Origin of the sequence: Bradyrhizobium sp. LTSPM299 (genome assembly GCF_000938235.1) — a bacterium.
Lineage (GTDB): Bacteria > Pseudomonadota > Alphaproteobacteria > Rhizobiales > Xanthobacteraceae > Bradyrhizobium.
Map to the genome: position 1 here is coordinate 21,227 of NZ_JYMU01000012.1, position 13,206 is coordinate 34,432.

General features: G+C 63.5%; 14 protein-coding genes. 11 read left to right on the top strand and 3 right to left on the bottom strand.

The genetic code is table 11. From position 1 onward, the window contains the following. The first annotated feature begins 111 nt into the window (after window positions 1-111). From UP10_RS07990 to UP10_RS08010, 5 genes are all read left to right on the top strand, one after another. Window positions 112-765, top strand: a complete 654-nt coding sequence (locus UP10_RS07990; protein ID WP_044586822.1) for a glutathione S-transferase family protein — start codon at window positions 112-114, stop codon at window positions 763-765. Window positions 766-883: 118 nt separating this feature from the next. After that, window positions 884-1,255 carry a YidB family protein gene (locus UP10_RS07995; protein ID WP_044586823.1) on the top strand — a complete coding sequence of 124 codons (372 nt, stop codon included), beginning with the start codon at window positions 884-886 and terminating at the stop codon, window positions 1,253-1,255. A 214-nt stretch (window positions 1,256-1,469) separates the two neighbouring features. After that, window positions 1,470-1,673 (top strand): hypothetical protein, encoded by a 204-nt coding sequence (locus UP10_RS08000; RefSeq protein WP_156164514.1) that lies wholly within the window; start codon window positions 1,470-1,472, stop codon window positions 1,671-1,673. A gap of 214 nt (window positions 1,674-1,887) precedes the next feature. Further along, on the top strand, window positions 1,888-2,838 hold the full coding sequence (locus tag UP10_RS08005) for a hypothetical protein (RefSeq protein ID WP_044586824.1): 951 nt from the start codon (window positions 1,888-1,890) through the stop codon (window positions 2,836-2,838). Window positions 2,839-2,935: 97 nt separating this feature from the next. Beyond that, the gene (locus tag UP10_RS08010; RefSeq protein WP_044542616.1) at window positions 2,936-3,376 is read left to right on the top strand and encodes a DUF1489 family protein; all 441 of its coding nucleotides are present in this window, start codon (window positions 2,936-2,938) and stop codon (window positions 3,374-3,376) included. A gap of 95 nt (window positions 3,377-3,471) precedes the next feature. Here the strand turns inward: UP10_RS08010 and UP10_RS08015 are convergent, their stop codons facing one another. Continuing rightward, window positions 3,472-3,819, bottom strand: coding sequence for a MerR family transcriptional regulator (locus UP10_RS08015; protein WP_044586825.1), 348 nt, complete (start codon window positions 3,817-3,819; stop codon window positions 3,472-3,474). Between the two features lie 84 nt (window positions 3,820-3,903). Between UP10_RS08015 and UP10_RS08020 the strand changes: the two genes are divergently transcribed. Next, the gene (locus tag UP10_RS08020; protein ID WP_044586826.1) at window positions 3,904-4,914 is read left to right on the top strand and encodes a zinc-dependent alcohol dehydrogenase family protein; all 1,011 of its coding nucleotides are present in this window, start codon (window positions 3,904-3,906) and stop codon (window positions 4,912-4,914) included. A gap of 108 nt (window positions 4,915-5,022) precedes the next feature. Here the strand turns inward: UP10_RS08020 and UP10_RS08025 are convergent, their stop codons facing one another. Both UP10_RS08025 and panC read right to left on the bottom strand, forming a co-directional pair. Continuing rightward, on the bottom strand, window positions 5,023-5,787 hold the full coding sequence (locus UP10_RS08025) for a hypothetical protein (protein WP_245321686.1): 765 nt from the start codon (window positions 5,785-5,787) through the stop codon (window positions 5,023-5,025). A gap of 82 nt (window positions 5,788-5,869) precedes the next feature. Then, window positions 5,870-6,721 (bottom strand): pantoate--beta-alanine ligase, encoded by an 852-nt coding sequence (gene panC / locus UP10_RS08030; protein ID WP_044586827.1) that lies wholly within the window; start codon window positions 6,719-6,721, stop codon window positions 5,870-5,872. 202 nt (window positions 6,722-6,923) lie between these two features. Between panC and UP10_RS08035 the strand changes: the two genes are divergently transcribed. The 5 genes from UP10_RS08035 to UP10_RS08055 all read left to right on the top strand — a co-directional run bounded on the left by UP10_RS08035 (window position 6,924) and on the right by UP10_RS08055 (window position 12,816). Then, window positions 6,924-7,847, top strand: a complete 924-nt coding sequence (locus UP10_RS08035; RefSeq protein ID WP_044586828.1) for a division plane positioning ATPase MipZ — start codon at window positions 6,924-6,926, stop codon at window positions 7,845-7,847. A 120-nt stretch (window positions 7,848-7,967) separates the two neighbouring features. Further along, complete coding sequence (locus tag UP10_RS08040; protein ID WP_245321687.1) at window positions 7,968-9,077, top strand: helix-turn-helix domain-containing protein; 1,110 nt, start codon at window positions 7,968-7,970, stop codon at window positions 9,075-9,077. 90 nt (window positions 9,078-9,167) lie between these two features. Continuing rightward, window positions 9,168-11,162 (top strand): serine hydrolase, encoded by a 1,995-nt coding sequence (locus UP10_RS41980; RefSeq protein ID WP_050043592.1) that lies wholly within the window; start codon window positions 9,168-9,170, stop codon window positions 11,160-11,162. Window positions 11,163-11,342: 180 nt separating this feature from the next. After that, entirely contained in the window at window positions 11,343-11,879 is a 537-nt protein-coding gene (locus UP10_RS08050; protein WP_245321688.1) for a TetR/AcrR family transcriptional regulator, read from the top strand. Between the two features lie 70 nt (window positions 11,880-11,949). Next, on the top strand, window positions 11,950-12,816 hold the full coding sequence (locus UP10_RS08055) for a DMT family transporter (RefSeq protein WP_044586829.1): 867 nt from the start codon (window positions 11,950-11,952) through the stop codon (window positions 12,814-12,816). Window positions 12,817-13,206: the final 390 nt, after the last annotated feature.

A 13,206-nucleotide genomic window follows, 5' to 3' on the forward strand; every position in this document is an offset into this window, starting at 1 on the left:
CTTTGCAGCAAGCCTTCTTGTAGCAAGTCTTGCGGCATCCGCGTCATGTACAGGTTGAACGCGTGCAATGCACTATGGCAAGATGCGATCTACAACAGGATTCTCCGGACAATGCTGAAGCTCGTCATCGGCAACAAGAACTATTCGTCATGGTCGCTGCGGCCGTGGCTGGCGCTGCGCGCCAACGACATCCCGTTCGAGGAAGTCTTCATTCCGATCTACACCGACCAGGCCGACAAGGATCGCATCCTCAGCGTCAGCGATTCCGGCAAGGTGCCGGCGCTGATCGACGGCAACCTCACGGTCTGGGATTCGCTTGCGATCATCGAATATCTCGCCGAGACCGTCCCGGACGTGAAGTTGTGGCCGGCGGATCGCGCCGCGCGTGCGCATGCCCGCGCGATTTCGGCCGAGATGCATTCCGGATTCATGGCGCTGCGCAACGAATGCGGCATGAACCTGCATCGCCCGATCCGCGCCGTAGCACTGTCGGACGATGCGCGCGCCAATGTCGCGCGCATCCAGGAGATCTGGGCCGATTGCCATGCGCGCTACGGCAAGCAGGGGCCGTTCCTGTTCGGTGCGTTCTCCGGCGCGGACGCGATGTACGCGCCCGTGGTGCATCGCTTTCGGACCTACGCGATCCCGGTCCAGGGCGCGGCGCAGCATTATGTCGACGCCATGTTGTCGCTTCCGGCGTTCCAGCAATGGACCCGCGAGGGCCTGGCCGAGACGCTGCTGATCGACCGTTTCGAGCATGTCTGAGCGCGCCTTGACCTTTGGAATTGTGAGAGCGGCCGCGAACAACGCGGCTTGACGTCGCGGCGCCGAAAGCGTCTGAATCCGGAACCGGTCTTTGCCACCAGCGAAAGGACTCTCGACCATGGGCATTCTCGATTCTCTGGAAAACTCGCCTGAGCTGAGGGGGATGCTGGGCCAGCTGGGTGCGGCGGTCCTTCCCGCGGTGCTCGGCGAGGTGCTGGGCAGTGGCAGCGGTCAGGGCGGTTTGTCGGCGATCGTCGCCAAGCTCCAGCAGGGTGGCCTCGGCGACCAGGTCAAATCCTGGATCGGCACCGGCCAGAACCTGCCGATCACGGCCGAACAGCTCCAGCAGGTGCTCGGCAGCGACACGGTCAAGCAATTGGCCGCCCGGTTCAACATCCCGGTCGACCAGCTCTCCCAGGTGCTGGCCCACCAGCTTCCCGCTGCGGTCGATCATGCCAGCCCCGACGGCAAGCTCCCGCACTCCGCCTGAGCGCTCGGAACCCGGTTGGGCGGCAGCGTGGCGGTCAATCTCCGCGGAACCGCCAATGGCCGCCTATCGCGCTGAAAAAGCTGCAAAATTGCGCAATGCCCATGCCTCAATCCTGCTGGATTTGGGGCGGCGCCGTGTGCTAAGTTGCCACAGGGTTCTCAATTGTTGTGCCGGCGCTAGCGGGACCGTGAGCGCGGCCAGCAATCTCTAGAAAATGGAGAGGGCGTTGAAGCACAAGTACTCGATTGGCGAGACTGTCTATTTTACGGCCAGTAACGTCGCCCGTCCCGCCGCGACCGGTACCTATCAGGTGATCCGCCTGCTGCCGACCGATGGCGACGACTGCCAGTACCGCATCAAGAGTTCGACCGAAGCTTTCGAACGGGTAGCCAAGGAGAGTCAGCTCGCGCTGTCCTAGACTTCTTTAGTTCAAGCATGATCTTGCGGAAAACCGGTTTCCACTTTTCCGGATCCTGCTCCAGGGAGATGTGCGCAAGCCTGCGGTTTGGGCGGTTTCGTCCCCGCTGCCGTTAAAAGGCCCTGTTCGCAGACCCATTCTGCCGAAGGTTGGACACCAGGGTGGCGTCCAACCTTCGTCGATCGTGCTTGTGCTGCGTTGAGGGACATCGCGCATGAATTGGGCTTGGACGTCTTCGCTGGATCAGATCTGGCGTTCTCCGACCTTTCCGATGTGGCTGACACTGGCCGCGGCGGGGTTTTTCGGAATTGTCGTGCTGGTCACGCTGCTGCGGGCGGAGAAGTCCGTCGCCAACGGCGCCTTGACCGTCATCACGCTGCTGTCGATCGCGGTTGCGGTCGCCGCCACCATCCGGGGCTTCGGTCCGGGCGGGCAGGCGGGGCCGACCGAGAGCCGCGTGACGCAGGCGACCGGCCCGACGCTGCCGGCGCTGTCCTGCATCGACGACCTGGCCGGTGATGCCGTGCTCAACGCCTGCGAGAAGGCGGTGTTCGGTTCGGCCGACGCGGCCGCGGCCGCGGTCAGCTATGCGGCCGCCCAGATTACGCACCTGACGTCCTACGGCGACCTCGCGACCGCCGAACGCAATACGACCACCGAGTTGCAGGCGCTGCGCCGCGCGGTCGAGCGCGATCGCTACGGCTTGATGGCCTACGCGTTGATGGCGCGCGACCACTGCTCGCCGACCGCGTGCCCGGCGTTCCGTTCATTGGGCGACAACCACCAGATCATCTCCAACATGAACGACCGCGTCTACGAGAACACGGTCACCCGCTACGCGGCGGCCTGGAATGCGCCTGCCGGTGCATCGCCGTCAGTTCCGCCGGGTCTTGTCGCGGCGCTGCCGTCGTCGATGCCCACGGGCAGGCCGACCAATGCCGAGTTCCCGAGCGCGGCGTCGACGCCGCCGGTCAACATCATGACGCCCGAGCCGGGCAAGCCGCCGGCCTCCGGCGCGGCGCCACCTGCCGCGCGCGCGCCCGCGCCGACGGTTGCGACCGCGGCGAAGCGGCCGCCCGCGCCGAAGCGCCCGGTGCAGATCGCACCGGCTGCGCCAGCCGCGCCCGCCGCCGCCGAGGCGCCTGCCGCCGCGAGCGATCAATAGATCATCTGATCGCGGCGCGAACGCTTGGGCGTTTGTCGCGAGGGAAAACCTGTCACGCTCCCTTTTCAAAGCCTGCGCCGGCCGCTAAATCCGGCGCATGCCGCTTCATCTCATCAAGCTTTCCGTCGGTTGCGAGTCAGTCAAGGAACTCAAGGGCTGGATCGCCGAACGGATGGCGACCGCGAAGAAAAAGGGCCTGCCGCTCCGTCACGTCCACGTCACGCGCATGACGCCGAAGCGCGACGCGGAGCTGCTCGCCGGCGGTTCGATTTATTGGGTGATCAAGGGCGAGATCGCCGCGCGTGAAAAGATCATCGCGATCGAGCCGTTCCGCGACAAGGACGGCATCGGACGCTGTCGCCTGGTCATGCAGCCCAAGCTAATCGCGGTCTCGCCGCGGCCGATGCGCCCGTTTCAGGGCTGGCGCTATCTGACCGCGGACTCGGCACCGGCAGATCTCACCAAATCGAGCGCGGCCAGCGTGGCCTCGATGCCCGAGCCGATGCGCCGCGAGCTGCGCGATCTCGGATTGCTCTGAGCCATCGGGTTGCTCTGAGCCATCGGATCGCTCCAGGCGGCGTGGACCAGAGCCTTTCCCGTTCCAGTGGAATCGTGATCGCAGATATGTGGCGATCAGTTCACGCTTGACAGGAAGCCAGCCAGAATTGTCCGGCTCTGGCTGAGCGTCTCGATACGTTCATCGATGAGGCCGACCTGCTGAGCGAGTATTCTTCGCAGGTCGTTGCACGGCCTGAAATCAGGATTGTTGTTCTTCACGCACGGGAGCAACCGCTGGATCGTTTCTAGCGTCATCCCGGCGGAGCCAAGCATTTTGATGCGCCGCACGGTTTCCTCTTCCGCCGGGCCGTAGTCGCGATAACCGGAAGCGGTTCGTTGCGGCGCAAGCAGTCCTTCGCCTTCGTAATAGCGCAGCATTCGAACGCTGACTCCCGTCCTGCGGGAGAGTTCACCAATTTTCATCTGAAGAACCTCTTGACCCTGACAGCGCTGTCAGACCCTACAGACTGTGCTCATCCAAGTGAAGACCCTTGCGAAGGAGCAACGATGAAAGCCTACCATTTGAATGGCCATGCTGGTGCCGGTGGCCTTGTGCGAGCCGACGTCGATAAACCCGAACCCGCCAAGGGTGAGGTTCGCATCCGGGTCGAAGTGGCAAGCCTCAACTACCGCGACCTCCTGATCCTCGACAGGGTGGGCGAGGGCGGGTTGAACGGCCGCGTACCGCTGTCCGACGGCGCAGGTGTCGTGGACGCCGTAGGCTCCGATGTCGTGCGATGGCAGGTCGGCGACCACGTTGCCGCGTCGTTCTTTCGCGATTGGATCTCGGGGCCGTTCAAGACCAGCTATGTTTCGTCAGCCCTCGGCGGCAACACGATGGACGGAATGCTGGCAGAGTATGTCGTGCTGCCGGCAACGGCGCTGGTCTCCGTGCCGGCGCACCTGTCCTCGGTCGAAGCAGCGACCTTGCCCTGTGCCGCGGTCACGGCCTGGCACGGCCTCGTCGCACGCGGCGGGATGGGCAAAGGCGACACGCTGCTGGTCCAGGGAACAGGTGGGGTCGCGCTGTTCGGCCTGCAGTTTGCAGCAGCGCTGGGGGCGCGTGCGATTGTGATATCCTCCTCGGACGAGAAGCTCGCCCGTGCCAAGGCGCTGGGCGGCTCGATCCTGATCAACTACGGCGACACGCCTGACTGGGATGTCGCCCTGATGAAGGCGACGGATGGCGAAGGTGCAAGTCATATCCTCGAACTCGGCGGTCCTGGTACCTACGACCGATCGCTGCGATCGGTCGCTTCGGGTGGCAAGATCGTCCAGATTGGTGTTTTGACAGGGTTCGGCCCGAAGCCCGACCTCGCGCGCCTGCAGTGGGAGAATGCCGACATCATCGGCATCACCGTCGGATCAGGCGAACATTTCACCGCCATGAATCGTTTCCTGACCGACAACGCGATCCACCCAATCGTCGATCGGGTGTACGACTTCGACGACGCACCCGAAGCGTTCGCCTATCTCCGGACCGGCTCACACTTCGGCAAGATCGTTGTGAAGCTGTAGCGATAAATCGCCGAGAACATCGTGATCCGGGCGGAAGATCCACGCGTGTCCAAAGCGGGGCGGCTGCAAGCGACCGATCCCGGTGCCTTTGATTGGGTTTCACCCTAGCTAGATCGACGGCGTGACGAGATGCAGCCGGTTCCATTCGGCTTCCGGGATCTCGACGGCATGCCCGTTCGTCGCATTGCTGTCGGCGTTGTCGATCAACCCTGGTTCGACACCCATCTCGGTGAGATATTTCCGGAACTGGTCGGCGAATTTCACGCTGAGGTTCTCGCGCGCCTCGGCGGAGACGTTCGGCGCCAGCCGGTTGTGGATCGACATGCCGGTCACGACGACATGGCTGCCGGGGGGCAGGCTGCGATGCACGCCGCCCGCCAGCATCATTACGCAGGCAAGATCGCAGACGACGTCGGACACCTTCTCCTTGGCGTCCAGCGGCCCGCCCGGCCGCTTCAGCGCGAAGCAATCCGCTTCGGTCTTGCCGTTGCAGGCCTCGACTAGGGTCACCCCCACCGTGACGTCGATGCTGCGATCGCGCAGGATCCGGCCGATGCTGGCCGCGACATTGAGGTTGGACTGGCCCCGGCTATTGATCACCACTGGCAGCTTGCGGTCCGCCTGCCGATCGAGGATCGCGATGATCCGCTTGAAGGTATCGAACTGAATGGCGCCTTCGGCTGCAATCCAGTCCGAGCAGCCCGGGCCGCAGGCATCGGGGCCGCCATGCGCGACATAGAAGATCATCGCGTCCGGTGCCTGTCCGATACCACCGATCGGCGGGCGGGTCTGGGCCTGCGCCAAGTCCTGCGTCATGCCGCCGGCCAGAAGCGCGATGCCGAGAATGATGCCTTGCCTGAAATATCGGGACATGATGATCGCCTCTGAAAGGTACGATCTTCCATCCGCCGCGGGGGCGGCGCAAGCGCACCGCTTCACACTTTTCGGCTGATGGTTAGACCGCGATATTGTCGATCAGGCGGGTGCTGCCGATCCGCGCCGCCACCAGCATCCGCATCGGACCGTCCTTCAGCGAGGCGATCGGCGCCAGCGTGGCGGCGTGGCGGACCTCGAGATAGTCGAGCGCGAAACCGGCCTTGGTGATGTCGGCGGCGCCGGCCGCGACTGCGGTTGCGGTATCCTCGCCGGCGCGCAGGCGCCCTGCCGTTTCCTTCATCACCCGGTGGAGTTCGGGGGCGACGCGGCGGTGCTCGGGCGAGAGGTAGACGTTGCGCGAGGACATCGCCAGACCGTCGCGCTCGCGCACCGTGCGGGACCCGATCACCTTGACGCCGAGGTCGAGGTCGGCAGCCATCTGGCTCACCACCCGGAGCTGCTGGAAATCCTTCTCGCCGAAGATCGCAATGTCGGGCCGGCATTGCGTGAACAGCTTGCCGACCACGGTGGCGACGCCGCCGAAGAAATGCGGCCGGAACCGATCCTCCAGCCCGGCGATGGCCGGCCCCTCCGGCACGATCCGCGTGGCGAAGCCGTCCGGGTACATCGCCTTCAGCTCAGGGTGCCAGATCAGGTCGACGTCCTCGGCGGCGAGCTTGGCGATGTCGGCCTGCCAGGTGCGCGGATACGAACCGAAATCCTCCGTCGGCGCGAACTGCGTTGGGTTGACGAAGATCGAGACGATTACCCGCTTGGCGCGGCGCTTGGCGAGCCGCACCAGCGACACATGGCCGCCATGGAGCGCTCCCATGGTTGGAACCAGCGCGACCGTCGCCTTTCTGACGCGCATGATGTCGACGGCGCGACGCAGGGCAGGGACGGTGCGGACGACAACGGGGGCTTTCGGCATCTGGTCTCGATCTCGTGAGCAAGGCTGGGTGGGAGAGTTGGCGTTCGGCAGGTTGGCGGAGTTTAACCGGCGCGATCGACGCAGCAGTTTTAGCTTGTGCGATTCATGATTAAGGACGGCAACGATTGATTTCGTATCGCTGTGATGCATTTCACTTGACCGTAGCCGCGCGCGATTTGAAGATATTGCCGGGGGTTGAGTCATGTTAGTGCAGGTCAGTCAGGGTCAATCCGGCTCCGCGCATGTCGTTGTGCTGGGCAACGAGAAGGGTGGTTCGGGCAAGTCGACCACCGCCCTGCACATCGCTGTCGCCCTGATGAAGGCCGGACAGCGCGTTGCCAGCATCGATCTCGACTGCCGCCAGCAGAGCTTCACCCGTTACATCAACAACCGCCGGGCCTGGGCGCGGCGTAGCGGGATCGATCTCGAACTCCCCGTGCACACCTGCATCAAATACGGCGAGACGATGCAGATCGAGGACAACGAGAACGCCGAGTTCCAGCAGTTCATGGAAGCGGTCAGCGCGGTGGAACGCGCCTATGATTTCATCGTCATCGATACGCCCGGGGCGGACAGCTATCTGATGCGGCTTGCGCATTCGATGGCCGACACGCTGGTGACGCCGATCAACGACAGCTTCCTCGATTTCGACGTGCTGGGCACGGTCGATCCTGCCACCTATGCGGTGACAGGCGAGAGCCATTATGCGGAGATGGTGCGTGACGTCAGGCGTAAGCGCCGCCAGATCGACGGCGCCTCGACCGACTGGATCGTGGTCCGCAACCGGCTGTCGATGCTCGGCTCGCGCAACAAGCAACTGGTCGCCGATGGCCTGAAGCAATTGTCATTGCAGCTCGGGTTCCGCTCGGTCGACGGCTTTGCCGAGCGGGTGGTCTATCGCGAGTTCTTTCCGCGCGGCCTGACCGCGCTCGACGACATCGATGAGGTCACGCTCGGCAGACGCCCGAGCATGGGCCATGTCACCGCGCGCGAGGAGGTCATGAGCCTCTTGCGCCAGCTCAAGCTGCCGCTTGACGAGCGCGGCCGTCGCCGGGCCGCCAACCGGGCCGAGTGGTTCAGCCAGGTCGACAAGCCGCTCGAAGTTCACGACATCCTCGGCAGCTAGGGCGCCGCGGCGAAAATGGCCGCCGCCGAGGGGCGCTTGATGCGCCGAAGCCTTCCCCTGTAAGCCTTGATCTCCAGAATGCCGGATGGAGTGATCCCGATCGTGGGTAGCAACGCGTTGATGGCGATCGATCTGGGCTGTCGGGGCGCCGCCGTCGGATTGGCGTTGCTGATCGCAGGCGTGTTGCTACGCGACCGCAGGGACACGGCGGCGCGTCTGAGCGCCGCGCTGCTGATCGCCGTCGCGGCATCAGCGATTTCCGAGGCGCCGGGATTTCCGCGGCCGTGGCCCTATTGGGCCCTGATCCTGGCCGCCCTGTCCAGCAGCGGGGCGGTCCTGCTCTGGCTCTGGGCGCGCGCGACCTTCGATGACGATTTCGTGTTGCGGCCCTGGCATGGCGTCTTGCTGGTCGCCATTGTCGGCGCGCAACTGTTTGACCTCTGGCCCGCCAGAGGCATGCTCAGAGGCGACCTCGATCGACCGCTATCGTTGGTCTATCTCGGTCTCGCTGTACTGGCTGCGGCGCAGACACTCACGACATGGCGGCTGGACATGGTGGCTGGACGGCGACGTTTGCGCGCCGTCGTCCTGGTCGGCGCGGTGACCTATAGCGCCGCAGGTTTTTTTCACGGCCTTTGGCCCGATTTCGGCTCCTCCGTTTGGAGCATCGCCAACGCGGTCGGGCTGTGGATGCTGCTGAGCCTCAGTGGATGGAGCCTGTTTCAGGCAGCCAGAACGCAGCCGGCATCCGTCCTTCTGCCCACAGCCGACAACGTTCCTGACGATATCAGCGCCGCGGCACCTGGAGCTGATAACCCGCCCGCGGTCGACCCCGAATTGTTGCGCCGGCTGCAGCGGCTGATGACCGTGGAGCGCGCCTATCGGCGTGAAGGACTGACCATCGGCGCGTTGTCCGCCGAGCTCGGCGTTCAGGACTACCGGCTGCGGCAGTTGATCAATGAAGGGCTGGGGCACCGCAACTTCAATGCCTTCCTCAATCACTACCGGATTGAGGATGCCAGCTCGGCCCTGGCCGACCCCGGACAAAGGCAAGTGCCGGTGCTGACCATCGCCATGGATGCCGGATTCCAGTCGGTCGGTCCGTTCAACCGGGCCTTTAAGGCGGCCACCGACCTGACACCCACCGAATTCCGGCGGCTCGCACTCGCGAAACACGGGTCCCAGCCGGGCAAACCGGATGACGGTCCAGGAATCGGCCAACCGGACTGAGGAATCGGCCAGCCGAGTTCCGAACCCGGCGAGACCGCACGGAAAATATCGGACAGATTCCGCGACTATGTTGATGGCGGAGATACCGGGATGAAACTCATCGCATCGATATCGACGGTTGCCGTCGCGCTTTGCCTGTCGGGCGCGGCGTTCGCCGATGACCTCACGACACCGGGCGATGCCAAAAGTCTGGGATTCTCGGCCGCGCGCCTGGCGCGGATTGCGCCCTGGTACGACGCGCGCTTCGAGTCCTTCCCACCGTCAGACGGCCTTCTCCCCGGCGCCGTCGTCGCCATCGCCAGGGGCGGCAAGATCGCCTATTTGCAGGCCATCGGATTTCAGGACCGCGCCAAGACGGTCCCGATGAAGACCAATTCGATCTTCTGGATCGCCTCGATGACCAAGCCGGTGACCAGCGTCGCCGCGATGATGCTGGTCGATGACGGCAAGCTCGAGCTCGACGCATCCGTCAGCCGCTATCTGCCCGAGCTCGGGACTATGCAGGTCGCGACGATCGACCGGGGCACCGGCAAGCCGAGGCTCGATCCGCCAAAACGCCCGATGACGGTCCGGGACCTGCTGCGCCATACCTCCGGCCTGATCGATGCCGAGCTATATTTTGCCTACCCGGAACGGGGCCTTTCGGACCCAACCGCCGAGTTCGGGATTCGCCTGATCCACACGCTCTATGGCTGGAAGGCCGTGTTCCGACGCGACAAGACGCTGGCCGATTTCGTGTCCAGCCTGGGCGGCCTGCCGCTCGCCCATCAACCCGGCGAGGTCCATGAATACGGCTGGAGTGCCGACGTGCTGGGCCGGGTCGTCGAAGTGGCGTCCGGCCAGCCGCTCGACCAGTTCATGCAGAGCCGCGTCTTTGCGCCCCTGCATATGGTCGACACGGGCTTTTACGTGCCGAAGGACAAGCTCGACCGTCTGGTCGATTCTCCGATGCCGGAACGGCCGCCGATCTGGGACGTCACGACGTCAGCAAAACTGTTCTCTGGCGGCGGCGGGCTCGTCTCGACTGCGCCCGACTATCTCCGCTTCGCCCAGATGCTTCTCAATGACGGCGAGCTTGATGGCGTACGCGTGCTCAGCCCGCAGGCGGTGAAAGCGTTGACGACCCCCGCACTGGCTCCGGATGTCAGAATCTTTGGCGGAGACGAGGTCGGCGGCCGCGCCGGAACAAGCTTCGGACTTGGCTTCGGCATCCGCACCAATCCAATCTACAGCTGGATCCCGGGTTCGGTCGGAAGTTTTTCGTGGGCTGGATTTTGGGGCACCTATTTCTGGATCGATCCGGCGGAGAAATTGATCGGCATCCAGATGGTCCAGGCGACGCCCGGCAGCAAGGGGCGCGGCGCGGTGATGTATGCCGGGATCAATCATCTCACTTATGGCGCATTGACGATTCCCCAGCCGCCCGCTTCTTCCGCGCCTCCGGTGGCACCGGCAAGTGTGAGCCCGGAAGCCCTCGCCGATTATGTCGGGACCTATGACTTCGGCTACTCGGTGAGCTCGCGGGACCGGCAGGGCCTGGCTGACGGCAAGAATGGGTGGCTTGGCATCGAGTCCTTCGTCGCCATGGAACCGGAAGGCCTGAGGATCAACAAGCCGACATCAGGCGCCCCCGCAACCAGGGCCGGCGCGATGGCGGGCGATCTCATCACGCAACTCGATGATACGCCGCTGAAGGGCCTTACGCTCGCTGAAGTGCTGGCGAGGCTGCGAGGGCCGGCCGGCACGACGATCAGGATTAAAATCGTCCGCGAGGGCCAGGACCACGCAACCGATCTCAGCGTCGTGAGAACTGTCCGCCGCGCCAATGCGGTCCAGCTTCAGGTTCGCGTCGAGCAAGGCAAGCTGGTTGCGGAGGCCGTGGGGGCCTGGCCGATCCTCGAATTCGAGAAAGGCAAGGCGATGCCGCTGGTGGCGACATCGAGCAATGAATTCACAGTCGACGACGAAGATCATACAAGGATCGCCTTCGTCAGGGATGCGGCAGGCAAAGTCTCTGGGCTCATCCTGAATTCCGGGCCTTGGGAGCAGAAGGCGGCGATGATGGCGTCAGAATTAATTCACTAGTTCGGCTTCAGCACCGTCATCCTGAACGGGACGCCGCCGCTAGATGGCCCGCGTGGCGGCGGTCACTTGCTATTTAAGGACCGATTGGTCTATATATCAGCAATGAGACACCAAGCCCCAGTGCAGTTGCCCCGTGGCCGCCCCCGAAGTTTCGACGCGGAAGCTGCTGTCGAACGCGCGATGGGCGTATTCTGGTCGCGCGGCTATCACGCCACGGCGCTCCCGGACTTGCTTCGCGCGACGAAGCTCTCGCGTGGCAGCCTTTACGCCGCGTTCGGTGACAAGCACTCGCTGTTCTTGCGTGCGCTCGATCGCTACATCGCCATTGCCTTGACACGGATCGATATCGAACTCGACCACCGCAGAGAGCCGGTCGACGGCCTGCGGGCCTATCTTGCCGGCTACGTTGACCGCAACAGCGGTGCCAATGGTCGGCGCGGATGCCTGCTGGTAGCCACAACCATGGAACTGGCTGGCCGGGATGCCGAAGTTAATCGTCGCGTCGCGGGCTTTTTTAGAGACATGGAGGCCAGGGTGGCGGACGCACTTTCTCGTGCGAAGACAGCGGGCAGATTGGCCGATGGTGTAGAGCCTTCGAGTGCCGCCCGCATTCTCGTCTGTTTCGTCGAGGGCCTGCGGGTTGTCGGTAAAACGGCGCCGACGCGGATCATTTCGCAAGCCACCGTTGACGCTTTTCTCGACCGCTTCATCAGGTAGACAAATCATGGACGCTTCCGCTGTTGGCGCGTCTATATCTGGACCAAATGGTCTTGAAAGGAAGAATGCCATGTCTCCTATCCAGATCGTCTGCGCGGTGGCCGTCCCCTTGCTCTGGGGTTATCAGTTCGTGGCCATCAAGGTGGGCGTTATGGAGTTTCCGCCTCTCTTCTTCCTCGGACTGCGCTTCCTGGCCATCGCGCTGCTGCTTATTCCGTTCGTCAAAAGGCCGACACGTCAACAGTTCGGCCCTGTCGCAGCTATTTCGGTTTTCCTTGGTGGACTAAACTTCGGGCTCTTCTATGTTGGCCTTGGGCTCGGCTCGGGAAGCATATCGGCCGTCGCATATCAACTCGCTCCGCCCTTCACCGTCCTGCTAGCGTGGCCGCTGCTCGCGGAGAGGCCGTCTCTAACTACGTCCGCCGGCGTGGTGCTTGCATTCGTCGGCGTGGTCGTGTTGGCAGCAGGGCCTGGCCTGTCGGCAAACGCGCTTCCGCTGCTGCTTGTGATCGGGGCAGCCTTCGCGTTCGCGGTGTCCAACGTCTTGACGAAGCGCTACGGGCCATTTGATCCCCTGATGTTGATGGGGTGGTTGTCGCTGCTCACGGTGCCGCAGGTCATGTTGATGTCGTTGCTGCTTGAACATGGACAACTGGCGAGCCTTATCACGGCGGATGAACGTGGTTGGCTGGCACTCGCCTACACAATTTTCATTGGAGGAATCGTCGGGTTTGGCCTTTGGTTCTGGCTGATCGCCCGTTGCTCCATGGGCCGCGTCGCACCCTTCGGTCTGCTGCTTCCGGTGTTCGCCCTGATTTCGAGCGTCTTGTTCCTTGGCGACCGTATGACCCCAAAGTTGATCGTCGGTGGGCTGCTCGCGATCTCGGGCGTCGCCATGACGCAAGTGAGAACAAGTGCTCGAGCAAATTTGACTTAGAGGTCGCGTCATGGCGACTTCCGAGTTTGGCGTGCGCCGTGCAAAGGCGACGCTTTCCAGTGGGTGCAAGCCCCACCCGGCAATCGCTCCAGCCGGAAGCAATCGGAGCAGTCATGGAGGTAACGAAGTGGCTGAAGCCTTCGATTAGCGTGTCACGAATTGGTGACAGCGCGAGTGTGCAGGCTGCAACGCGAGTGAACGCTGAGCAAGCCCCGAAAAGGACGATGTGTAGGCCGACCCGACTGCCATATCGGGGAAGGCTGAAACAGCTGGGCGAGTTGAGCGAAGAGTACGACCAGTTGCTACACCGGGGTAGTGACGGCGGCATGTACACAAGGAAAGCGCACGCAACACGGGAAGCCCCATGGCGTGGTCAGCGATGACCAACCG

Excerpts from the sequence above, each read along its gene's own strand:
- UP10_RS07990 (WP_044586822.1), top strand. The coding sequence starts at position 112 with ATGCTGAAGCTCGTCATCGGCAACAAGAACTATTCGTCATGGTCGCTG.
- UP10_RS07995 (WP_044586823.1), top strand. The coding sequence starts at position 884 with ATGGGCATTCTCGATTCTCTGGAAAACTCGCCTGAGCTGAGGGGGATG.
- UP10_RS08000 (WP_156164514.1), top strand. The coding sequence starts at position 1,470 with ATGGAGAGGGCGTTGAAGCACAAGTACTCGATTGGCGAGACTGTCTAT.
- UP10_RS08005 (WP_044586824.1), top strand. The coding sequence starts at position 1,888 with ATGAATTGGGCTTGGACGTCTTCGCTGGATCAGATCTGGCGTTCTCCG.
- UP10_RS08010 (WP_044542616.1), top strand. The coding sequence starts at position 2,936 with ATGCCGCTTCATCTCATCAAGCTTTCCGTCGGTTGCGAGTCAGTCAAG.
- UP10_RS08015 (WP_044586825.1), bottom strand. The coding sequence starts at position 3,819 with ATGAAAATTGGTGAACTCTCCCGCAGGACGGGAGTCAGCGTTCGAATG.
- UP10_RS08020 (WP_044586826.1), top strand. The coding sequence starts at position 3,904 with ATGAAAGCCTACCATTTGAATGGCCATGCTGGTGCCGGTGGCCTTGTG.
- UP10_RS08025 (WP_245321686.1), bottom strand. The coding sequence starts at position 5,787 with ATGTCCCGATATTTCAGGCAAGGCATCATTCTCGGCATCGCGCTTCTG.
- panC (WP_044586827.1), bottom strand. The coding sequence starts at position 6,721 with ATGCCGAAAGCCCCCGTTGTCGTCCGCACCGTCCCTGCCCTGCGTCGC.
- UP10_RS08035 (WP_044586828.1), top strand. The coding sequence starts at position 6,924 with ATGTTAGTGCAGGTCAGTCAGGGTCAATCCGGCTCCGCGCATGTCGTT.
- UP10_RS08040 (WP_245321687.1), top strand. The coding sequence starts at position 7,968 with ATGGCGATCGATCTGGGCTGTCGGGGCGCCGCCGTCGGATTGGCGTTG.
- UP10_RS41980 (WP_050043592.1), top strand. The coding sequence starts at position 9,168 with ATGAAACTCATCGCATCGATATCGACGGTTGCCGTCGCGCTTTGCCTG.
- UP10_RS08050 (WP_245321688.1), top strand. The coding sequence starts at position 11,343 with ATGGGCGTATTCTGGTCGCGCGGCTATCACGCCACGGCGCTCCCGGAC.
- UP10_RS08055 (WP_044586829.1), top strand. The coding sequence starts at position 11,950 with ATGTCTCCTATCCAGATCGTCTGCGCGGTGGCCGTCCCCTTGCTCTGG.